The sequence below is a fragment of the Bordetella pertussis 18323 genome, assembly GCF_000306945.1.
Taxonomy (GTDB): Bacteria; Pseudomonadota; Gammaproteobacteria; order Burkholderiales; family Burkholderiaceae_B; genus Bordetella; species Bordetella pertussis.
Genome location: NC_018518.1, coordinates 718,168 through 739,933, shown reverse-complemented (window position 1 = coordinate 739,933; position 21,766 = coordinate 718,168). Strand labels below are relative to the sequence as shown.

15 protein-coding genes and 2 pseudogenes are annotated in these 21,766 nt (G+C 67.0%); 4 read left to right on the top strand and 13 right to left on the bottom strand.

Translation table 11 applies throughout. The annotated features are described in order from the left end of the window. Positions 1-54: 54 nt before the first annotated feature. A complete protein-coding gene (locus BN118_RS03525) occupies positions 55-321 on the bottom strand; it encodes an accessory factor UbiK family protein (protein ID WP_010931105.1) in 267 nt (88 codons plus the stop codon). A gap of 707 nt (positions 322-1,028) precedes the next feature. Here BN118_RS03525 and BN118_RS03520 point away from each other — a divergent pair. Then, positions 1,029-1,367 (top strand): P-II family nitrogen regulator, encoded by a 339-nt coding sequence (locus BN118_RS03520; protein ID WP_003812839.1) that lies wholly within the window; start codon positions 1,029-1,031, stop codon positions 1,365-1,367. A gap of 25 nt (positions 1,368-1,392) precedes the next feature. Next, a pseudogene (gene amt, locus BN118_RS03515) lies at positions 1,393-2,633 on the top strand (ammonium transporter). A 62-nt stretch (positions 2,634-2,695) separates the two neighbouring features. Here the strand turns inward: amt and bapC are convergent. After that, positions 2,696-5,680 (bottom strand): annotated as a pseudogene (gene bapC / locus BN118_RS03510) (autotransporter BapC). 238 nt (positions 5,681-5,918) lie between these two features. Then, positions 5,919-6,521: a TetR/AcrR family transcriptional regulator gene (locus tag BN118_RS03500; RefSeq protein ID WP_010931107.1), complete on the bottom strand. Its 603-nt coding sequence runs from the start codon at positions 6,519-6,521 to the stop codon at positions 5,919-5,921. A gap of 96 nt (positions 6,522-6,617) precedes the next feature. Between BN118_RS03500 and BN118_RS03495 the strand changes: the two genes are divergently transcribed. Further along, complete coding sequence (locus BN118_RS03495) at positions 6,618-7,907, top strand: MFS transporter (RefSeq protein WP_010931108.1); 1,290 nt, start codon at positions 6,618-6,620, stop codon at positions 7,905-7,907. A gap of 57 nt (positions 7,908-7,964) precedes the next feature. Here BN118_RS03495 and BN118_RS03490 read toward each other — a convergent pair whose 3' ends face one another. From BN118_RS03490 to BN118_RS03465, 6 genes are all read right to left on the bottom strand, one after another. Further along, the gene (locus BN118_RS03490) at positions 7,965-8,696 is read right to left on the bottom strand and encodes an ABC transporter ATP-binding protein (protein WP_003812846.1); all 732 of its coding nucleotides are present in this window, start codon (positions 8,694-8,696) and stop codon (positions 7,965-7,967) included. After that, a complete protein-coding gene (locus BN118_RS03485; protein ID WP_010931109.1) occupies positions 8,693-9,496 on the bottom strand; it encodes an ABC transporter ATP-binding protein in 804 nt (267 codons plus the stop codon). The genes BN118_RS03490 and BN118_RS03485 overlap by 4 nt, the downstream gene beginning before the upstream one ends. Continuing rightward, on the bottom strand, positions 9,493-10,581 hold the full coding sequence (locus BN118_RS03480; RefSeq protein WP_003812851.1) for an ABC transporter permease subunit: 1,089 nt from the start codon (positions 10,579-10,581) through the stop codon (positions 9,493-9,495). Before BN118_RS03480 ends, BN118_RS03485 begins: the two co-directional genes overlap by 4 nt. Beyond that, positions 10,578-11,429 (bottom strand): branched-chain amino acid ABC transporter permease, encoded by an 852-nt coding sequence (locus BN118_RS03475; RefSeq protein ID WP_414734100.1) that lies wholly within the window; start codon positions 11,427-11,429, stop codon positions 10,578-10,580. Before BN118_RS03475 ends, BN118_RS03480 begins: the two co-directional genes overlap by 4 nt. 226 nt (positions 11,430-11,655) lie before the next feature. Further along, positions 11,656-12,801: a branched-chain amino acid ABC transporter substrate-binding protein gene (locus tag BN118_RS03470; RefSeq protein ID WP_003812857.1), complete on the bottom strand. Its 1,146-nt coding sequence runs from the start codon at positions 12,799-12,801 to the stop codon at positions 11,656-11,658. A gap of 21 nt (positions 12,802-12,822) precedes the next feature. Beyond that, positions 12,823-13,773 (bottom strand): IS481-like element IS481 family transposase, encoded by a 951-nt coding sequence (locus tag BN118_RS03465; RefSeq protein WP_005015810.1) that lies wholly within the window; start codon positions 13,771-13,773, stop codon positions 12,823-12,825. A 17-nt stretch (positions 13,774-13,790) separates the two neighbouring features. On the opposite strand from BN118_RS03465, the gene BN118_RS20080 reads away from it, so the two are divergent. Further along, positions 13,791-13,949 carry a hypothetical protein gene (locus tag BN118_RS20080; protein ID WP_158322896.1) on the top strand — a complete coding sequence of 53 codons (159 nt, stop codon included), beginning with the start codon at positions 13,791-13,793 and terminating at the stop codon, positions 13,947-13,949. A 154-nt stretch (positions 13,950-14,103) separates the two neighbouring features. On the opposite strand, the gene putA is transcribed toward BN118_RS20080, so the two are convergent. From putA to BN118_RS03445, 4 genes are all read right to left on the bottom strand, one after another. Then, positions 14,104-17,925 carry a trifunctional transcriptional regulator/proline dehydrogenase/L-glutamate gamma-semialdehyde dehydrogenase gene (gene putA, locus BN118_RS03460; protein WP_010931110.1) on the bottom strand — a complete coding sequence of 1,274 codons (3,822 nt, stop codon included), beginning with the start codon at positions 17,923-17,925 and terminating at the stop codon, positions 14,104-14,106. A gap of 156 nt (positions 17,926-18,081) precedes the next feature. Next, positions 18,082-18,750 carry a PqiC family protein gene (locus BN118_RS03455; protein ID WP_010931111.1) on the bottom strand — a complete coding sequence of 223 codons (669 nt, stop codon included), beginning with the start codon at positions 18,748-18,750 and terminating at the stop codon, positions 18,082-18,084. Between the two features lie 4 nt (positions 18,751-18,754). After that, on the bottom strand, positions 18,755-20,428 hold the full coding sequence (locus BN118_RS03450; protein WP_014905522.1) for a PqiB family protein: 1,674 nt from the start codon (positions 20,426-20,428) through the stop codon (positions 18,755-18,757). An 18-nt stretch (positions 20,429-20,446) separates the two neighbouring features. Further along, entirely contained in the window at positions 20,447-21,766 is a 1,320-nt protein-coding gene (locus BN118_RS03445) for a paraquat-inducible protein A (protein ID WP_003820402.1), read from the bottom strand.

The following is a 21,766-nucleotide window of genomic DNA, read 5'->3' as shown; positions in this document are numbered from 1 at the left end:
GTGGGGGCGCGCCGTGCCGGAAACGTCACGCCGCGGGAGCGGCCGCAGGGTTGCCTATGCTTGCGGCTTGCCGGCTTCGAGCGCGGCCAGGCGGGCTTCCAGCTGCTGCACCTGCGCCGACAATTGATCGACCCGCGTACGCGCCCGGGCAAGCAGGTCCACCTGCACCTCGAATTCTTCGCGGGTGATCAGATCCAGCCGGGCGAACGTCTGCGTCATCATCGCGCGCACATTGCGCTCCACATCCGCTGCCGGGCTGCGGGCGATCAGATCGGAAATGTTCTTCTGCAGGTCTTCCATCCATTGCTGTGTGCGGTTCATGGCTTCCTCGCCTTCGTGTCGGTTGTTGCTTGACCTCACAGTGTAGAGCCTCGCACAGCGCCGACGCCAAGCGAAAAAAAAGCGGCCCGCAAGCGGCGCCGCCTTTCAAAGCACAGGAGAAAAACTGAATCGCCAGCCGGCGATCCCGAGAAGCAGCCGTCAGCTACGCCCCGTGGCCCAACGGAACGGGTCGATTGTCGCGACACCGTTCCAGGCCTGCATGGACAGCGGCAACGCCGCCACCCATGCAGGCCATTCTTCCCGAGGGGCACGGCCGCGCCAAGCGCTTACGTGTAAACCCGCGTATCAAGGCGTGGATACATTTATGACAAGCAAATGCGCGCGGCAGGCGCCCCGGCCGGCTTGCCGGCATGACGGAAAGCCGCATGGGCATTGGGTCCGCGATCGACATCGGCGCGCCATGGGCAGCGCGAAACAACCCCAGCCCGCCTTGCAGCAATCTGCAATTTCCACGCAATTGGCTACAAAGCAGCCCGAAAAAACACAATTAGTTTCAACATTAAGCGGCTTTTGGCGCGTCATGCACCAGCGTGGCGCATACGCCACCCGGCGTGCCCTGTTGTGGCGCATGCGCGCACGCCCAGGATGCCCGCCGCCGTGCGGGGCCGGGGCCGCGGGTACGAAAAAACATGGCATGGAATTTGCATAGGTCTTGATGCCTACGCGTAACCATGAGAGGAACCGCCATGAAACTCGTCATCGCCATCATCAAGCCCTTCAAGCTGGACGAAGTGCGGATGGCCCTGTCCGACATCGGCGTCCAGGGCCTGACCGTCACTGAGGTGAAGGGCTTCGGACGCCAGAAAGGCCACACCGAGCTTTACCGCGGCGCCGAATACGCCGTCGACTTCCTGCCCAAGCTGCGGGTCGAGGCGGCCGTGCCGGATCACCTGGTCGACCAGGTGATCGAAGCGATCGAACAGTCGGCCCGCACCGGCAAGATCGGGGACGGCAAGATATTCACCGCCCCGCTCGAGGAAGTCATCCGCATCCGCACCGGCGAGTCCGGTGAGGCCGCCCTGTAAACACGACTCCCTGGAGCCCATAAAAATGGATAAAGCCGATATCTCCTGGCTGCTGGTTTCGACACTGCTGGTACTGATGATGGCGGTGCCCGGCCTGGCCCTGTTCTACGGCGGCCTGGTGCGCAGCAAAAACGTACTGTCGGTGCTGCTGCAAGTGCTGTGCACCTTCGCCCTCGGGCTGCTGCTGTGGTTCGCCTACGGCTACTCGCTGGCCTTCACCGAAGGCAACGCCGTCTTCGGCGGCCTGTCGCGCACGTTCTTCTCCGGCATGTTCACGCCGGCCGATGGCACGTACGCGCTGTCGGGCACGCTCACCGAGCTCTTGTTCGCCTCGTTCCAGGCGACCTTCGCGGGCATCACCTGCGCCCTGATCGTGGGCAGCTTCGCCGAGCGCGCGCGCTTTTCGCGCCGTGCTGGTGTTCACGGCGATCTGGTTCACCTTTGCCTATATCCCGATCGCGCACATGGTCTGGTTCGCCTCCGAAACCGCGCCGGGCCTGCTCAATGCCCGCGGCGCGCTGGATTTCGCCGGCGGCACCGTGGTGCACATCAATGCGGGGGTGGCCGGACTGGTCGGCGCGTACGTGGTGGGCCGACGCATCGGCTATGGCCGCGAAGCGATGCAGCCGCACAACCTGCCGATGACCTTCATCGGCGCGGCGCTGCTGTGGGTCGGCTGGTTCGGCTTCAACGCCGGCTCGTCGCTGGCGGCCAGCGACGGCGCCCCCCCTGGCGTTCTTCAACACCATGATCGCCACCGCGGGCGCGGTGCTGGGCTGGCTGTTCACGGAATGGGCCGTCAAGGGCAAACCCTCGATGCTGGGTGCGGCCTCGGGCGCCGTGGCGGGCCTGGTCGGCATCACGCCCGCCGCCGGCCTGGTCGGCCCGGTCGGCGCCCTGGTCATCGGCGTGACCGCCGGCGTGGTCTGCGTCTGGGGAGTAAACGGCCTGAAGCGTCTGCTGCGCGCCGATGACGCCCTCGATGTGTTCGGCGTCCATGGCGTGGGCGGCATCGTCGGCGCCCTGCTGACCGGGGTGTTCAATGCCAAGGTGCTGGGCGGCCCCGGCCTGGACAGCGCTGGCGCAATCGCCGGCCAAGTGTGGGTGCAGCTCGAAGGCGTGCTGCTGACGATCGTGTGGTCCGCCGCGGTGGCCTGGATCGCCTACAAGATCGCCGACAAACTGTGCGGACTGCGCGTACCGGAAGACCAGGAACGCGAAGGACTGGACGTGACCAGCCACGGCGAATCGGCCTACCACAGCTGACCGCAGCGCGGTCCGGGAATGCAACAACGGGGTCGCGATGACCCCGTTGTTGCGATGCGCCGCTACCAGGTGTAGCGATAGCCCAGGTGGAACGTCCAAGGCAAGGTCAGCTTGTTGCCCTTGGCGTACTCGTACGAAGTGTAGAGCTGGTGGCCGCGCCCCAACGCGGCGGCCAGGCCCAGCGCCAATTCAGCCCGGCCACCGCTCAGGTCGGTGCGCAGCCCGTACCCGTTGGTGCGAACGGTCGTGACGCCTTTGAATTCCTGCAGCCAGCTCAGGGTGGCATAGGGCTGGATCACGCGGTCCTTGCCCAGGTCGATGCGTCGCCCGGCCGCCAAGCCCAGGCGCAGCACGGCGGAGGTGCCGCCTTCGTCCTTGACCGACAGGTTGTTCGCGGCACGGTAGGTTCCGCCGCTGGCATGGAACAGCGACACCTCGGACTGGGGTTCGACGAACCAGCCGTCGTGCAACGTGAAACGTTTGCCGGCCTCCAAGGTGGCGCCTACCCCATTGGCCCGGTACTTGCCCCGTACGGAAACGGCGTCGGTGGCCGTTACCGTGAAGTCGTTCTCGAAGCGGCTGGCGCGCAGGGTCGAATCGAAATAGAAGCCGTTGTCCGCCACGTACGCCGCGTAGGCCCCGATATGCGCGCTGTCGGTATGCCCGGCGCCGTCATCGATGAAGCTGCGCCTTGCGCGGGTATAGCCCAGCAGGCCGCCCACGTGCCAGCGCCCTTGCTGTCCTGCGATGGCATGGTCGGCCCCCAGCTCGAAACCGTACACCTTCTGGTCGAAGCGTCGGCCAGCCTTGTTGTCGAGCTGCTGCTTCTGGGCGAACGTGCGCCCCCAGAAGCCGCCCGCGCCGGGATCGAGCCGCAACTCGCCCAGGCGCTTGGAGAGCGCATTGCCTTCCGCATACCAGATGCTGCTGGCCGCGCCCACGCCCCCGGTATTCAAGGCCGCGTTGGCGACGGCCGAAAGCTGGCTGGTCCGTTCCAGGCCCCAGACACCGTTGTCCGGCGTCAGGCGATAGCGGAACGCGCCGGCGTCGACCACCCCGCCCCGGTTGGCAAGCGTGAACTTCGTCTGGCTGCCCTCGGGCAGCTCGACCAGCGTCAGGCTTTCCACACCGGTGGGTTCCGTGCCGGCTCCTCGCACCAGCACCTTGTGCTGCCCGCTGGCCTCGTCGGACACGACCAGCAGGTCGCCATCGCTCAGGTCGGCGCTGGCGTTCATCTCGAACAGGCCGCTTCCCGAGAGGGTCTTGACCCGCAGGTGTTTGAATTCTCCGTCGCTTTCGGCAGGCGTTGCGTACGCCACCTTGCCTGCCTGCAGGTGCAGGCTGTTCACCGTGGACGACCCGGTGACGGTCCAGGTGCCGTCCTCGATGCGCAACGCATTGACGGTCTTGGTCATGCCCCGCCATTGGGCACCGCTGTCGATGAACACGTCGATCGGGGCATCGGGATGCGAAGGGGCCGGGATCGGCACGGCAACAGGTTCCCCGCCATCTACCTGCGCCATGACCCGCGCATTCGCCTTGGCGTCCGACTGCGCCGCGGCGTCCGGTTCCAGCTCGGCATCCGGTTCCGGCTCGGCATCCGGTTGCTCCGCGGAATCGGGCGGCGCGGAAGGCGGCAGCGTGACGATGTCGCCGCGGGCGTCGACCCCGCTGCTCAAGCGCAGCGTCATGGGCAACAACCCGCCATGCGCGATCAACGTTTCTCCGCTGGCGCGCGCGCCATCGGACAGCGTGACGCGGACCGGCGTCAACGGCGCATCAGCTGGCAGATGCTCCATGGACAAGGCGTAGTCGTAGTAATACTCGACTGCATCGGGCGTCAGGGTGGTGAGCACGGCCCCATCCTCTACGCTCAAGCTGCCGCCCGAGATGTTCGCCTCGCCATTGAACCCCAGCGCAATGGCGGCGACCTCTCCGTGGACGTCGGTGTTGCGCAGGCTGGCTCGCGGGCTGGTGTCCTTGTCGCCCAGCAACCACAAGCCGGCGGCCCCCAGGCCAGTTGCACTGACCTTGGCGCCCTCCAGGTTGACTTGACCGTCCTCTGTCACGACCACGCCGCCATAGGGACCATCGGCGTAACCCTGGCTTCCCAGGATATTGGTGTTGTGCGCCAGAATGCGCCCGCCTTTCATATCGACCTGCGCGCCGAACGTGGCGTACATGCCGCTGGCTCCGAGCAGTTCCGCATTCTCGATCGCGACCTTTCCAGACCCTGTTGCCACCACAGCGACGTTATTTGCACCCATGCCGCCCTGAACAACCCCGCCTTGGACGCGAATCGAAGGCGAGGTGCCATCATCATCTCTGCAGGTGTCGCACATTTCGGCGTACAGCCCGAAGGCCGAACCACGCAGGACCGAATCGGTAAATGTCGCTTCGCCCCCCCCAACCGATGACCGCGCCCCTCGCACCCGATACCTCGCTGTCGGTAACGTTGAGTATGGCCTTATCCCCGAGCGAGGTTACCCCGACTCCTACCGCGTCTTCGAACGGCTGGGCCGCATAGTTATGGTGAACCGTGGAATTCTCGATATTCAGCGTACCGGCGTAGACAGCCGCGGCACCGTAATAATCGGGAGAGTCGACGGAAGGCGGCTTGCCGTATGCATCTATCGTGCTGTCACGCACGGTGAGCGAACGGTGCTCCGAGTCGACATACACGCCGAGGGTTTCGTCACCGTGCACTTCTACCCGTATCCGCTCCGCTACGACGTCATTACCCAATGGTTTGAAGTTTGAAAGGGGGGGGGGGGGGGCTTCGGACGACCGCTCTCGGCGGACCTGTAACTGATGTAGTCGTCCTTGCCATCGGGCGTCATCACGATGCCATGCTCGTGCTCGTAGTCGCTGTAAATGTCCGCATCCGACAGAGCCTCGATCTTGGCTACCTCGGCGGCGGCCGGCGCGGCCTGGGCATCGACATCCGACGAAGGCAGCGCGCCCGCCGCCACACCCGCTACCGCGACAACGCCGAAACGCAAGTATCTCGCCGCTGGCGACATGCTATTGGATTTTCTGTCATTCATATTCAAATCGGTAAAGGAGGCCAATAAACAGTCGTGAAAAAACTGCTGCGAACAGGTGCCTGGCACCCGGTGAAAAAGCTGTTCTAGTTTCAAATAAGCCCATATATCCCGATACCGGCAATCGGCACCTGAACACGTACGAAAATGGCGGACTTACACGCGGCACATCGCCCGCCCCCACCAAAAAAAACCGCCCCGAGGGGCGGCTTGAAAATCGAACGAATATGAAACGGAATCGCTACAGACTGGCTTCGATCAATCTGTCGGCCAATCGCGCGACGTGACGCGCCGGCCCGTCGCCGTGAAATAGCTGGCCCGAAATGAAAGCGCCCTCGATGAGCAGCATCAAGCCGTCGCCGAGCACTTCGGGCTCGCGCGCGCCCATGCGGCGCGCCATATCGATCAGGCGACGGCGCAGTTCGCGCTTGTGCGCTTCGGCCACCAGACGCGCCGGATGATCGGGATCGGGATACTCCACGGCGGCGTTGCTCAGCCCGCAGCCGCGGTACGGCCCCGCGTTCGCGGCGCGCTCGGCCAGGCTTTCCAGGTACAGCCGCAGCTGCGCGCGCGGATCGTCGGGATGGCGTTGCGCCCCGGCGTCGAAGCGGCTCCAGAATTCGGTCTCGTAGTCGCGCAGGTACGACGCGGCCAGTTCGTCCTTGGACGAGAAGCTGCGGTACAGGCTGGGCTTGGTGACGCCGGCGGCCGATACGATGGCGTCGACCCCCACCGCGCGGATGCCTTCGCGATAGAACAGTTCGCGCGCGGTGGCGCGGATACGGTCGGCGGCCAGCTTGGGCGCCGGCGCGGCGGTGGATGACGGAGCGGATTTACGGGACATGCGAGCTCCTGGAAATCGGGGTCGCCAAAAACTGCTTGACGATGTTACTGACCGGTACGTACGATGCGAGCTCCACACTACGTACCGGTCAGTAACATGAGTATAACGCGCCTGCCACCGCCGTTTCGCCACCTGGGACAAAAGTACGCCTTCGTCGTGGTGGCCGTGATCTTCTTCTCGCTGCTGGTGTCGGCCGGCCTGCGCTCCACGCCCAGCGTGCTGATCGTGCCGCTGGAGCAGGCCTTCGGATGGAGCCGCAGCACGATCTCCCTGGCGGCGGCGATCGGTATTTTCCTGTATGGCCTGGCGGGCCCGTTCGCCGCCGCCGCCATGGAGCACTTCGGCCTGCGCCGCGTGTTGATCGGCGCCCTGCTGCTGATGGCCGCCTCCAGCGCGGCCAGCGCCTTCATGACCGAGTCGTGGCACCTGCTGCTGACCTGGGGCGTGTTCTCCGGGATAGGCTCGGGGGCGGTGGCGGTGGTCCTGGGCGCGACCATCGTCAATCGCTGGTTCACCACGCGCCGCGGACTGATGATGGGCTTGCTGACGGCCAGCACGGCCACCGGCAATCTGCTGTTCCTGCCCGTGCTGGCGGCCCTGGCGGCTTCCGGCGACTGGACCCGCGTGGTCTGGGCGGTCGCTGCCGGCGCCGCGCTGATGGCGCCCCTTGCCTGGTGGCTGGTGCCCGACCGGCCCGCCGATGTCGGCCTGCGCTCCTATGGCAGCGCGCCGGACGCGCCCGAGCCGTCGGTCGCGCCGCGTACCGGCCTGCTGGCCGCCACCTTCGGCGCTTTGCGGCGCGCAGCGCGCACCCGCACGTTCTGGTATCTGTTCGCGACCTTCTTCGTGTGCGGCTTTACCACCAATGGCCTGGTGGGCACGCACCTGATCGCCCTGTGCGGCGACCACGGCATCGCCGAAGTGCAGGCGGCCGGCCTGCTGGCGCTGATGGGCATCTTCGACCTGGTGGGCACGACGGCCTCGGGCTGGCTGACCGACCGCTACGACCCGCGCAGGCTGCTGTTCGTTTATTACAGCCTGCGCGGCCTGTCGCTGATGTACCTGCCCTACTCGGACTTCTCGTTCTACAGCCTGTCGCTGTTCGCGATTTTCTTCGGGCTGGACTGGATCGCCACCGTGCCGCCGACACTGCGCCTGACCACCGAAGCCTTTGGCGATCGCGACGCCCCCATCGTCTTCGGCTGGATCGTCGCCGGCCACCAGTTGGGCGCGGCCAGCGCCGCCTGGATGGGCGGCGTGGTACGCGAAACCACGGGCAGCTACCTGATGGCTTTCGTACTGGCCGGCAGCACCGGCCTGATCGCCGCGGTCATTGCCCTGATGATCAATCGCAAGCCGCGCCCGACGGCGCTGGCCGAAGCCTGAACGCGGCACGGGCGCCGGTTCCGCAAGAAGAACCGGCGCCCGTGCGTGCGGACTGGCTCAGGCCTCGACTTCGCCCAGATAGGCCGCGCGCACCTTGGGATCGTGCAGCATCTCGCGGGCCGGGCCGGACAGCGTGATCTCGCCCGACTCCATCACATAGCCGCGGTCGGCATGTTCGAGCGCCAGGCGGGCATTCTGCTCGATCAGCAGAATGGTCACGCCCTCGGCCGCGATGGTGCGCACCACTTCGAACACCTTGTCGACCATCAACGGCGCCAGGCCCATCGACGGCTCGTCCAGCAGCAGCAGGCGCGGCCGCGCAATCATGGCGCGCCCCATCGCGACCATCTGCTGCTCGCCGCCGGACAGCGTGCCGGCAGCCTGGCGGCGCCGCTCGGCCAAACGCGGAAACAGCGTGAACACCCGCTCGGTGTCCTGGCGCACCTGCGCGGCATCGCGCCGCACGTAGGCCCCCATGGCGAGGTTTTCCTCGATGGTGAGCTGACCGAAGATGCCGCGGCCTTCCGGCACCATCACCAGGCCCTTGCGCACCAGGGCGAACGACGGCTGGCCGCCGATGGACTGGCCGTCGTACAGCACCTGCCCGCCGGCCAGCGGCACCAGGCCGCAGATGGCGCGCAAGGTCGTGCTCTTGCCCGCGCCGTTGGCGCCGATCAGGCAGACCAGTTCGCCGGGATCGACGCGCAGGTCGATGCCGCGCACGGCCCGGATGCCGCCGTAGGCCACTTGCAGGCCGCGCAATTCGAGTAGCGCTTGCGATGCCGTCATGGTGCTTGCTCCGTCGTATGCAGTTCGGGATCGTGCGCCGCGCCGGCCCCCAGGTAGGCTTCGATGACCTTGGGATCGCGCTGCACCTCGGCCGGCCGGCCCATCGACAGCACCTTGCCGTATTCCAGCACCAGCACCCGGTCGCACAGGCCCATGACCAGCTTCATGTCGTGCTCGATCAGCAGCACCGTCACGCCATCGGTGCGGATCTTCTCGATCAGCTGGCGCAACACCACGGTTTCCGAGGCGTTCATGCCGGCGGCGGGCTCGTCCAGCGCCAGCAGCCGAGGATCGGTCGCCAGCGCGCGGGCGATCTCGAGCCGCCGCTGGTCGCCGTAGGGCAGCGAACGCGCCACGTCGTTGGCGCGGTGCCCGATGCCGACGTATTCCAGCAGCTCCTGCGCGCGGCGTTCGATGGCGGCCTCCTCGACCCGCTCGGCGCGGGTGCGCAGCACGGCGCCGAGCACTCCCGCGTGCGTGCGCACATGGCGGCCGATCATGACGTTCTCGATCGCGCTCAGGTTGGCGAACAGGCGGATGTTCTGGAAGGTGCGCGCCAGGCCGGCGGCGGCCACCTCGTGCGGCTTTTTGCCGATCAGCGACATGCCGTTGAACTCGCACTGTCCCTCTTCGGGGACGTACAGCCCGGTCAGCACGTTGAACAGCGTGGTCTTGCCGGCGCCGTTCGGGCCGATCAGCCCGTAGATCTCGCCGGCCTCGATATCGAAGCTGACCTCCGACAGCGCGCGCAGCCCGCCAAAGCGCTTGCCCAGTCCCTGGGCGTGCAGGATGCGGCTCATGCGGCACCTCCCTGGCGCGTGCTGCTCAGTTCGCGCTTGCGCACCGCCGAGGGCCACAGGCCGGCCGGCCGGAACAGCATGACGCACACCATCGCCAGGCCGAACAGCAGCATGCGGATGCCTTCGGGATCGAGCACCACGGCGCCGAACAGCAGGTGCTGCGCGGGCTCGACCACCGCGCGCAGAAACTCGGGCAGGACGGCCAGGATCACCGCGCCGAGGATCACGCCGGGAATATGGCCCATGCCGCCCAGCACCACCATGCACAGCACCGAGATCGACTCCGTCAGGCTGAAGCTCTCGGGGCTGACGAAGCCCTGCATGGCGGCGAACAGCGCGCCGGCCACGCCGCCGAACGAGGCGCCCATGGCGAAGGCCAGCAGCTTGATGTTGCGGCTGTTGATGCCCATGGCCTTGGCCGCGATCTCGTCTTCTCGTATGGCTTCCCAGGCGCGCCCGATGCGCGAATTCTGCAGGCGCACGCACACCACGATGATCAGCAGCGTCAGCAGCACCAGCAGGTAGTAGTACTTCTCGGGCCCCGTGAAGCGGATGCCCAGGATGGTCTCGGTGCGTCCGAAGACGAAGTCTCCGACCTTGAAGGCGTCGATGCGGTTGATGCCCTGCGGCCCGTTGGTGATGTTGACCGGCGCATTCAGGTTGTTGAGGAAAATGCGGATGATCTCGCCGAATCCCAGCGTGACGATGGCCAGGTAGTCGCCGCGCAGCTTCAGGGTGGGTGCGCCCAGCAGCACGCCGAATACGCAGGCCACGCCCAATGCCATCGGCAGGATGGCCCAGAACGGCAGGTGCAGGCCGAAATGCGGCGAGGCCAGCAAGGCCCAGGTGTACGCGCCCACGGCATAGAAGGCGATATAGCCGAGGTCGAGCAGGCCGGCAAAGCCCACCACGATGTTCAGGCCCAGCGCCAGCATGACGTACAGGAGCGCGAAGTTGAGGATGCGCACCCAGCTCTGCCCGGCCATGCCGAGCACGAAAGGCAGCACGGCCAGCACGATGCCGATGAGCGCGATGCCGACCAGGTTGCGCGCCGACAGCCCGGACTTGTTCGGTTGTCGTGTCATGCTCGGTCTCCCACGCGCTCGCCCAGCAAGCCCGAAGGCCGGAAGATCAGCACCATCACCAGCACCACGAAGGCGAAGACATCCTGGTAGTGGCTGCCGAGGAAGCCGCCGGTCAGGTCGCCGATGTAGCCCGAGCCCAGCGACTCGATGATGCCCAGCAGCAGGCCGCCGGCCATGGCCCCGACCAGGTTGCCGATGCCGCCCAGCACGGCCGCGGTGAACGCCTTCAGGCCCAGCATGAAGCCCATGGTGTACTGCGACACGCCGTAATAGGTGGTGACCATCATGCCGGCGATGGCCGCCAGCGCCGAACCGATCAGGAAGGCCGCCGAGATCACGGTGTTGATGTTCACGCCCATCAGGCCGGCCACTTCGCGGTTCTGCGCGGTGGCCCGCATGGCGGTACCCAGCCGCGTCTTGTGCACGACCAGCAGCAGCGCGCCCATGATCAGCGCGGCGATGACCACGATGGCGATCTGCAGCATGCTCATGCGCGCCCCGCCGATCTCGAACACGGTGGGCGTGAGCACCTGGGGAAAGTTGAGGTAATTGCGGCCCCACACCATCATCGCCACGTTCTGCAGGATGATGGATACGCCGATGGCGGTGATCAGCGCGGCCAGCCGCGGCGCGCGGCGCAAGGGCCGGTACGCCACGCGTTCGGCGGTCCAGCCCACGGCCATGCACAGGGGCACCGAGACCAGCAGGCCGGCGTCGAGGACGGCGAAGGCCGAGGTGGACGGATCGCCGCCCACCAGGGCGGCGGCGACCATGGTCGCCGCCATCGCGCCGATCATGACCACGTCGCCATGCGCGAAGTTGATCAGGCCGATGATGCCGTACACCATCGTATAGCCCAGCGCGACCAGCGCATACACGCTGCCCAGCGTCAGGCCATTGATTATCTGTTGAGTGAAAATATCCATACGAGGGTTCGTTCCAGCCGAGGGAGACGAAGCGACGCAGCGATCGGAAACGCGACGCCACTGGCAGCGCGCGGCGCCCGGCGGCGGCGCGGCTGCGGCAAATGGCGGCGCAGCGCCCCGGGGAGCCCGCGCCGCCGGCACAGGCCGATCAGTTGGCCTGGCTCACCATGGTTTCAACCATTTCCCACTTGCCATTCTTGACTTCGTAGATGGTGACCGCAACTTCCTTGAGGTCGCCCTTGGCGTCGTAGGCAATGTGTTCGCTGGTGGCGCCCTTGCGCGACAGCTTGGCCAGTTCCGGCAGGTACTTGGACGGATCGGCCGAACCCGCCTTCTCGATGGCGGTGATCATGTTCCAGGCGCCGTCATAGGCGTAGGGAGCGTAGACGCCGGGCGCCTTCTTGAAGCGCTCTTCATAGCGCTTGGCGAACTCCTTGCCGGCGGCCATTTTCTCCAGCGGCACGCCGGCCAGCGAGGCGTAGGTACCGTCGGCCGCATCGCCGGCCAGCTTGATGAAGGTGTCGCTGCGCGTCATCTCGCCGGACACCAGCGGCGCCTTCAGGCCCAGCGTGGCCAGCTGGCGCTTCATGGGGCCGGACTGCGCGTCCAGGCCGCCATAGAAGATGGCATCGGGCGCCACGCCCTTAATGTTGGTCAGGATGGACGTGAAATCGTTGGCCTTGTCGGTGGTGTACTCGCGCCGCACCACCTGCCCGCCGGCCGCCTTGACGGCCTTCTCGACCTCGTCGGCCAGCCCCTGGCCGTAGGCCGTGCGGTCGTCGATGATGGCGACCTTCTTGGCGTTCAGCTTCTCGACCATGAACTTGCCGACCGCGGCGCCCTGCTGGGTGTCGCTGGTCATCATGCGGAAGGTCGTCTCGTACTGCTGGTTGGTATATTCGGGCGAGGTCGCCATGGCGATCTGCGGCAGGCCCGCGTCATGGTAGACGCGCGACGCCGGGATGGTGGTGCCCGAGTTGAAATGGCCGAGGATGCCGTTGACCTCCTGGTCCACCAGTTGCTGGGCCACCTGCACGGCAACGCGCGGATCGGCCTGGTCGTCGCGCGAGACCAGCACGAACTTGGCGGGCTTGCCGCCCACGGTCACGCCCTTCTGATTTGCTTCTTCCAGCGCCAGCGTCAGACCGTTCTGCATGTCTTCGCCGTAATGGGACTGCGGGCCGGTCAGGGGCGCCGCGAAGCCGAACTTGATATCGGCCGCTTGGGCCACACCAGCCAGGCAGGCGGCGGCAATGCCCGCTGCCAGCATTTTGATGGGGGTGCGCAAGGTCATGGTTTCCTCCGATGTGTCGCACTAGATGTGAACTGTCAATAGGTTGTATTCGTCCAGGTTGAGTCTGGAGATGGGTACAGCGCGCCCGATGCCTTGGTGGGGTCGATGCCAGTTGTAGTGGTGTAGCCAGGATTTCATGGCATCGGCTCGGTGTTGGGAGTTCTGGTAGGTGTGAGCGTAAGCCCACTCACGCAAGGCCGACTGGATGAAGCGTTCGGCCTTGCCATTGGTCTGTGGGCGGTAAGGTCGGGTAAAGCGGTGCTTGATGCCCAGCTCATGGCACAGCGCGGCGAAGGCGCGGCTGCGAAAGGCCGAGCCATTGTCGGTGAGCAAGCGCTGGATGGTCACGCCCAGGCGCTGGTAGTAGGCCACTGCGTCCTTGAGGAACTGGACGGCGCTGGGGAAGCGCTCGTCGGGGTGGATGTCGGTGAAGGCCACGCGGGCGTGGTCATCGATGGCCACGAAGACGAAGTCCCAGCCGGCCCCCTCAACGGTATCGCGTCGGTTGCCCGTGACCCGGTGGCCAGGGCGCTGGATACGTCCCAGCTTCTTGATGTCGATGTGCAGCAGATCGCCGGGGGCCTGATGCTCGTAGCGCACCACCGGCTCGGCCGGCTCCAGGTCGGCCAGGTGCGACAGACCGGCGCGGGCCAGGACGCGGCTGACGGTGCTGGCTGACACGCCCAGCGCCTGGGCGATGCGCGCTTGGGTCAGCCGCTTGCGGCGCAGCTCCACGATAGCCAGCGCCTTGGCCGGCGCAATCGCTCGGGGCGAGACCGTCGGGCGCGAGGACGCATCGGCCAAGCCCGCCTGGCCCTGAGCCAGGAAGCGGCCCAGCCATTTGCGCACAGTCGGCGCGGTGACCCCATAGGCGCGGGCCGCTTCAGGCACACAAACTTGATGGGCGATCAATTGCTGGACCATTTCGAGTCGACGTAGGAAGGTCAATCGGGCATGCTTATGGGTGTTCATCCGGCCGGGCTCCTTGAGTGAACTGGGGGGTTGGCGATTTCCAGTTTCTCAAATCCGGTTCGGATGAACCATGCATACAACCTATTGAATCTTCACAACTAGATACCTGTTATGCCAGGCTTGTGGCCCGGTTTGCCGGATACTGGCCGCGCCGTGGGCGTGGCTATAAACACTAGGGCCTGGGCGGGAGTTCGTCCAGTGCTTGCAGGCCCCGTGTCGGATTACAGTGACAGCGCGTCCGCTCCGGGTGGGACCGGATTGTCGAACGAGTACAACCAACTTCGATATTGGAGATAACCCGCAAGCAGGCGCGGGTTACCCCCATGCAGCTCAACCTATCGTCATCAGGCTGGCGTTGCCGCCAGCGGCCGCCGTGTTGACGCTGATCGAACGCTCGGCCAGCAGGCGGTCGGGCGCGTAGCTGGCCCCGGCGGCCAGGGCGTCGGCGCTCAGGCCATGCACGGACACCAGGGGGCCGGGACGTTGGGCGATGCGCATGTTCAGCGCGCGCAAGGCGTCGCCGTCCCCCTCGAACAGCACCGCCTGGAAATCGGCCTCATCAAATTCGGAATCTTCCAGCAAGGCAGCCTGCTCGCGCAGCCTGGCGTCCAGGCCGTCGATCCAGGCGCGCGCCGCCGGCGTATCGGCGAACCAGGCATGGTTGCCGGTCTGGCTCACGACGGCCCATTGCGCCCGGGCGCCGGCCTCGGTGGCGGCCACGCAATAGACCGCGCCGCGCGGCTCGACCCGGTAGGTATTGGTCTCGCCGGTCGGGCCCGGCAAGGCAAGCGCCTGCGGCATCGGCGCCGCCGGGTCGAGGGCGGGCGGCAGGCCGGCCGGGCGCGTGGCCAGCAGCCGGTACATGTACAGCGGCCCGCCCGCCTTCGGGCCGGTGCCCGAAAGGCCTTCGCCTCCGAAGGGTTGCACCCCGACCACGGCGCCCACGATGTTGCGGTTGACATACAGGTTGCCGGCGTGCACCTGTTCGGTGACGCGGGCGATGGTTTCGTCGATGCGGGTATGCACGCCGAAGGTCAGCCCATAACCGGTGGCGTTGATCTGCTCGATCAGCCCGTCCAGGTCGTCGCGCCGGTAGCGCAATACGTGCAGCACCGGGCCGAACACTTCGCGCGTGAGCTCGCCGATATGGTCGATCTCGATCAGCGTCGGCGGCACGAACGTGCCGTAGCGGCACTCGCCCGCCAGTTCGACCTGGTCGACCGGGCGTCCGGACGAGCGCATGGCCTCGATATGGCCCTGGATGCCGTTGCGCGCCTCGGCGTCGATCACGGGCCCCACGTCGACCGACAGGCGGTCGGGATTGCCCACGCGCAGCTCGCGCATCGCGCCGCGCAGCATAGTCAGCACGTGATCCGCGCTGTCCTCCTGCAGGCACAGCACGCGCAGCGCGGAGCAGCGCTGGCCGGCGGAGTCGAACGCCGAGGTCAGCACATCGAACACGACCTGCTCGGCCAGCGCCGACGAATCGATCACCATGGCGTTCTGGCCGCCGGTCTCGGCGATCAGCGGAATGGTGTGGCCCTGGTCGTCCAGACGCTCGGCCAGCGCGCCGGCGATGATGCGCGCCACCTCGGTCGAGCCGGTGAACATCACGCCGCGCACCTGCGGACTGGCCACCAGCTGGGCCCCCACGGTTTCGCCACGGCCCGGCAGCAGTTGCACCGCGCCGGCGGGCACGCCCGCGGCGCGCAGGATGGCCACCGCCTGGCCGGCGATCAGCGAAGTCTGCTCGGCCGGCTTGGCCAGCACGGTGTTGCCGGCGGCCAGCGCGGCGGCGACCTGGCCGGTGAAAATGGCCAGCGGGAAGTTCCATGGACTGATGCACAGCACCTGGCCCAGCGGACGATGGGTATCGTTGTCGAACTCGCGCTCGGCCTGGTCGGCGTAATAGCGCAGGAAGTCCACCGCTTCGCGCACCTCGGCGATGGCGTTGGGCAGCGACTTGCCGGCCTCGCGCACGATCAGGCCGAGCAGCGTCTGCATCTGCTCTTCCAGCAGCTGGGCCGCCCGCCGCAGGCACTGCGCGCGCTCGGGCACCGGCGTGGACTGCCAGATGGGCGCCGCGTTGGCGGCGTCGCGCAGGGCCTGCTCCACATGTTGCGGCGTGGCCTGCATGACGTGGCCGACGATGTCGCGCAGGTTGGCCGGGTTGGCCACTTCGACCGCGCTGGCCGGATCCCAGCCGGGATCTCCCTCGCCCAGCATGGGCCAGGCGCGCCAGTCGGTCGCGGCGCTGGCCAGCAGGGCCGCCGACAGCGAGCCCAGGCGATGCTCGTTGGTCAGGTCCAGGCCGGCCGAGTTGGCCCGCGCGCCCTGCTGCACGCTGCCGTACAGCTCGCGCGGCAGGGGGATTTTCTCGTGCGGCGCGCCCAGCGGCACGATGCGGGACGCCGCCTCGACCGGATCGGCCACCAGTTGCTCGACCGTGATGCTGTCGTCGCCGATCAGGTTGACGAAGGAAGTGTTGGCGCCATTTTCCAGCAGGCGGCGCACCAGGTACGCCAGCAGGGTTTCGTGCGTGCCCACCGGGGCATAGATGCGGCACGGGCGGTTCAGCTTGCCTTGCGCCAGCGGCCCGACCACCTCCTCGTACAGCGGTTCGCCCATGCCGTGCAGGCACTGGAACTCGTACTGCCCCGGGTAGTAGTTCTGTCCCGCCATCTGGTAGATGGCCGACAGGGTATAGGCGTTATGGGTGGCGAACTGCGGGTATGTGGCCTCGGGCGCCGCCAGCAGCCTGCGCGCGCAGGCCAGGTAGGCGACGTCGGTGTACACCTTGCGCGTGTAGACCGGATACCCCTCCAGGCCGTCGACCTGGGCGCGCTTGATCTCCGTGTCCCAATACGCCCCCTTGACCAGGCGCACCATCAGGCGGTGGCGGCTGCGCTTGGCCAGGTCGATCACGTAATCGATCACGAACGGCGCGCGCTTCTGATAGGCCTGGATGACGAAGCCGATGCCATTCCAGTCGTCCAGCTCGGGGACGAAACACAAGGCTTCCAGCAGGTCCAGCGAAATCTCGAGCCGGTCGGCTTCCTCCGCGTCTATGTTCAGGCCGATATCGTATTGGCGCGCCAGCAGCGTCAGCGCCTTGACGCGCGGCAGCAGCTCGGCCATGACCCGGTCGCGCTGGGCGCGCGCATAACGCGGATGCAGCGCCGACAGCTTGATCGAGATGCCCGGGCCTTCGTAGATGCCGCGTCCGGCGGCCGCCTTGCCGATGGCATGGATGGCCTGCTCGTACGCCGCGTAATAGCGTTCGGCGTCGGCGGCCGTGGTCGCGGCCTCGCCCAGCATGTCGTACGAGTAGCGAAAGCCCCGCGCCTCCATCTTGCGGTTGTTGGCCAGGGCCTCGGAGATCGTCTGGCCCGAGACGAACTGCTCGCCCATCATGCGCATGGCCATGTTCACGCCCTTGCGCACCAGCGGCTCGCCGCCCTTGCCGATCAGGCGCGTCAGCGCCTTGGACAGCGACTGCTCGCTGCTGACGGCGACCAGCTTGCCGGTGATCATCAGGCCCCAGGTCGCGGCGTTGACAAACAGCGACTGCGATCCGCCCATGTGCGAGCGCCAGTCGCCGTGCACGATCTTGTCGCGGATCAGGGCATCGCGGGTGGCGCGGTCGGGAATGCGCAACAGCGCCTCGGCCAGGCACATCAGCGCCACGCCTTCCTGGCTGGACAGCGAGAACTCCTGGATCAGTCCTTCGACGCCGCCGCCGCTGCGCTTGGCCCACAGCGCGTGGACCAGCTTGCTGGCCATGGCGTGCACCTTCTCGGGGCCGGCCACGCGGGCCTGCCCCAGCAGCAACGGCACGCATTCCGGCTCGGGCCGGCGATAGGCGGCGGTGATGGCGGCGCGCAGCACGGATTGCGGCTGCACGTCCTGGCCGAACTCGAAGAAAGGCGGCATGGCATCGGCCGACGCGCCTGCGTCCTCGTCCTCGCCGCGCTCGTCGCGCCCCAGATGGGCCATTTCCGCCGGCAGATGGCCGCGTTCGATTCTGTCGAGATAGGAAAGAATGGCCTGCTTGTGCAGCCAGTGCGGGGTGCAGTTCAGTTTCTGCGCGGCGGCTTTGAGGCGATCGCGCAATGCGTCGTCGACCTTGACGCCCAGAGTCGTGCTAGCCATGGGATGCGTGCTTCCAGAGATACGGTGGCCGGCGTGATGCCTGCCATCAGGACTGCGATCCAGTGCCCGCGATCACGGCGGGCACTGGCGGTGGAACCGTATCCTAAAGAGGTTGCAACGCGTACGGTATTAAGGTTAACCCGTATACGAAAAAGGTTAACCTTCTGTTTTCGCGTCGTTGCGGCTGCAACCCAGCACCTGCACTTCGGGCCCGCCGGCCTCGGCCGACTGGCCCTGGCTGCGGATCGCCGAGGCGATGGTGCGCGCCAGCAAGGCCGTACCGCGCTGCTGGGCCTGAACCAGCGCCGCCGTGTCGCGCTCGCCGCCGGCCGGCACATCCACCCGCGTGCGGCACACCAGCGCGGGCGCGACCAGGTTGACCGGCCGCACCCGCCAGGTGGCGTCGAGCAGGGACGGCCCGCCCGCCACCAGGTCGAAGCGCTGCACGTCCACCTGGACGCGCCACACCGGCGTACCCGAGGCGGGCTTGATCACCTGCACGTCGGGCGCGCCCAATTCGCGCGTCAAGGTATCGGACAAGGCGGCGCGGAACTCGTCGGGCAGCGGCGCGCTCCAGCGCTCGGAGTACAGCGGCGCCACCGTGCCGTCGCCGGTACGCACCATCAATTGCGGCTGGTCGGCCTGCGCCGGCACGTTGACCGGCAGGATCTCGATCATGAACGGGGCGGCGGCCACGCCTGCCTGAACGGCCTGCGTGGCGCCCGGCGGCTGCAGCGTGTAGTAGCGGGCGGGCGGCGAGGCGCCGCAACCGGCCAGGATCGTGGCGATCAAGAGGGGCGCGCACCGGGCAACAGTGGATTTCATGGGCTCAGTTCCTGACGGGGCCGGCGCCGGGGATCGGGTCGGCGCCCCGCCCTTTCAACAACGCCTCCGGGTTGGTCTGCAGATAATCGGCCAGGTTGCGCAGCGAGCGCGCGGCGCGCGACATTTCCTGCATGGCGCGCTCGGTGTTGGCCGGCAGGCCCGAATCGGGGGCCAGCATGTTGTTGATGTCGACCAGCGACTGGCGAGCCTGGCGCAGCACCGCGCGGGCCTCGGGCGCCAGATCCTTGTCGAGCCGGTTCATCAGCTTGGCGGTCGACGCCAGCGTGGCGCGCAGGTCGGTGCCGATCTGGTCGAACGGGATCTTCTCGATCTTGGTCACGATGCTGCTGATCTGGGCCTGCAGCTGGTCCAGCTGCCCCGGGATCGTCGGAATGATGACCGGATCGTCGCCGGGCACGAACGCCACCGGCGGCGCCTCCGGGAAGGTGTCGAGCACGATGTAGAGCTGGCCGGTGAGCAGGTTGGCCGTGCGCAATTGCGCCCGCAAGCCATACTTGATCATGATCGACAGCAGCTGGCCGGCGGCGTGCGAACCGCTGCTGGCCTCGGTGCGCGCGCGGATCTCGTCGAACACCCGGCCGATGCGCTCGGGGTACACGGTGGCGTCGACCACCGCGAAGAAGCGCTTCTTGGCGTTGTCGAAATCGATGGCGATGCGCGTGACTTCGCCCAGCGTAATGCCCTGGAAGTCGATGGGCGAGCCGACCGTCAGACCGCGGATCGACTGGTCGAAGCGCATGCGGATCGGGAATGGCTGGTCATCGGGGTTGGCCTTGGCGGCCGTCTCGCTCTCATACAGCTCGAAGCGCGTGTCGGCCTTGACCGGTTCGCCCTGGCGCGCCGACACCGATTCGAACGCCACGCCGCCCACCGCCAGCGACACCAGCGATTGGGTGCGCACCTTCAGGCCGCTGGCATTGACGGCCACGTCCACCCCGCTGGCATTCCAGAACCGCGTGGAGTCGGTGACGAAACGATCGTTGGGTGCATCGACGAAGACCTCGACATTGACCACCCGCCCGCTGTCGTCCAGCTTGTAGCCGATGACCCGGCCGACGGGAATGCGGCGGAAATACACGGGTGAACCGATGTCCAGCGAGCCCAGGTCGGTGGCGCTCAGCATGAAGCGCTTGCCGGCCCGGTCGTGCGTGACGGCGGGCGGCAATTCCAGGCCGACGAATTCGAACTTGGAAGCGCGGTCGGTGCCGCCCTCCTTGTCCGGCGGCGCATCGACGCCGATATAGGCGCCCGACAACAGCGTGCCCAGGCCGGATACGCCGCTGATGCCCAGGCGCGGGCGCACCACCCAGAACTGGGTGCCGTCGCGCGCCAGGTTGGAGACCTCCTTGGCCAGCTCCGCCTCGACCACGACCTTGCTGCGGTCCTCGTTGAAGTGGATGCCCTGCACCACGCCGATGTTGACATCCTTGTAGCGCACCTGCGTCTTGCCCACTTCCAGGCCCTCGGCGGTGTCGAACAGGATGGTGATCTCGGGCCCGGCCTGCATGATGGTGCGCACCACCAGCGACAGGCCGGCCAATGCCGCCACGATCGGCACCAGCCAGATCCAGGAAATGCGCGATTTCTGCTTGCGGGCGATCTGGGGAGCCGCTATCGGCGTACCCGGTTCCTGCGGTGGAGGCGTCGACTCGGCCATGTCCGGGTTCCTTTGCTTCTAGGTAGACGGTTGGTCGCTGGCGGCTGCGCCATGCGCGGAAGAATGGGCGTGCAAGGCATCGTGCACGTGCGGCGCGGGCGCGGATTCCAGGTCCCAGCTGCGCCGCGGATCGAAACTCATGGCGGCCATCATGGTCAGGATGACCACCATGCCGAACGACGCCGCGCCGCTGCCCGCGCTGATTTCCATCAGCCCCTGGAAATTGGCCAGCGCCGCCAGCACGATGACCACGAAGACATCAAGCATCGACCATTGTCCGATGAACTCGACCATTTGATAGAGCCGCGTGCGCTGGCGCAGGTTGGCCGTGCTGCCGCGTTGCAGCGTCAGCGCCAGCAGGGACAACGCCAGCAGCTTGGTCAGAGGCACCATGATACTGGCGACGAACACGATCAGTGCGATATCCCACGACCCCATCTCCCAGAGTTCGACCACCCCGCCCAGGATGGTATGGGCGCTGTCGCCCACGACCGACGACACGCTCATGACGGGCAGGATGTTTGCGGGAATATAGAACACGACGGCGGCCAGCAACAGGGCCCAGGTGCGCGCCAGATGGTCGGGCTTGCGCAGATGCAGCTGGGCGGCGCAACGCCGGCAGTGGTGCAGCGCCTCGTCGTCATGCCCGGCCGGCAGGGCCTGGACCTGGCCGCACACGTGGCAGCCGGTGAGCACCATACCGGGGCCCGAGCGCGGCACGTGCACGTCGACCAGGCCGGCGCGCTCGGCGTAGCGCCACAGCACATGCGGGGACAGGCGCCCCAGTATGGTGAGCAACACCGTCAGGGCGGCAAACCCCGCCAGGCCGACGGCGGGCTTGACCGCCGCCATGCCCGCCAGCTTGACCACCGAAACCACCACGCCCAACAGGAACACCTGCACCATGCTCCAGGGCCGCAACAGTCCCAGGAAACGCATCGCGCCGCGAAACCCGACCGGCAGGCGCCCGGCCGCCAGGGGCCCCAGCACCCACAGCAGCACCATGAGCTGGACCAGCGGCATGCCGAAGCCGGCCAGCCCGGTCATGATGGCCACCACCCAGTGCTGCTGCTGCCAGGTCACGCGGATGGCGTCGAGCAGCGAGGCCCGCTGCACCATGCCCTGCACTTCCAGGCTGGCCACGGGATAGGCGTTGGCCAGCACGAAGACGATCAGCGCCGCCAGGGCCAATGCCAGCCAGTTGGACAGCGTCAACCCGCTGTAGCGCCAGAGCGTGGTGCCACAGCGGGCGCAGGCCGCGGTTTCGCCAGGTTCGAGATCAGGTTGCCGGCAAATACTGGCGCAGTTCTCGCAGGCGATCAGAGAGCGTGGATCCAC

Excerpts from the sequence above, each read along its gene's own strand:
- BN118_RS03525 (WP_010931105.1), bottom strand. The coding sequence starts at position 321 with ATGAACCGCACACAGCAATGGATGGAAGACCTGCAGAAGAACATTTCC.
- BN118_RS03520 (WP_003812839.1), top strand. The coding sequence starts at position 1,029 with ATGAAACTCGTCATCGCCATCATCAAGCCCTTCAAGCTGGACGAAGTG.
- BN118_RS03500 (WP_010931107.1), bottom strand. The coding sequence starts at position 6,521 with ATGTCCCGTAAATCCGCTCCGTCATCCACCGCCGCGCCGGCGCCCAAG.
- BN118_RS03495 (WP_010931108.1), top strand. The coding sequence starts at position 6,618 with ATGAGTATAACGCGCCTGCCACCGCCGTTTCGCCACCTGGGACAAAAG.
- BN118_RS03490 (WP_003812846.1), bottom strand. The coding sequence starts at position 8,696 with ATGACGGCATCGCAAGCGCTACTCGAATTGCGCGGCCTGCAAGTGGCC.
- BN118_RS03485 (WP_010931109.1), bottom strand. The coding sequence starts at position 9,496 with ATGAGCCGCATCCTGCACGCCCAGGGACTGGGCAAGCGCTTTGGCGGG.
- BN118_RS03480 (WP_003812851.1), bottom strand. The coding sequence starts at position 10,581 with ATGACACGACAACCGAACAAGTCCGGGCTGTCGGCGCGCAACCTGGTC.
- BN118_RS03475 (WP_414734100.1), bottom strand. The coding sequence starts at position 11,429 with ATGGTGTACGGCATCATCGGCCTGATCAACTTCGCGCATGGCGACGTG.
- BN118_RS03470 (WP_003812857.1), bottom strand. The coding sequence starts at position 12,801 with ATGACCTTGCGCACCCCCATCAAAATGCTGGCAGCGGGCATTGCCGCC.
- BN118_RS03465 (WP_005015810.1), bottom strand. The coding sequence starts at position 13,773 with ATGAACACCCATAAGCATGCCCGATTGACCTTCCTACGTCGACTCGAA.
- putA (WP_010931110.1), bottom strand. The coding sequence starts at position 17,925 with ATGGCTAGCACGACTCTGGGCGTCAAGGTCGACGACGCATTGCGCGAT.
- BN118_RS03455 (WP_010931111.1), bottom strand. The coding sequence starts at position 18,750 with ATGAAATCCACTGTTGCCCGGTGCGCGCCCCTCTTGATCGCCACGATC.
- BN118_RS03450 (WP_014905522.1), bottom strand. The coding sequence starts at position 20,428 with ATGGCCGAGTCGACGCCTCCACCGCAGGAACCGGGTACGCCGATAGCG.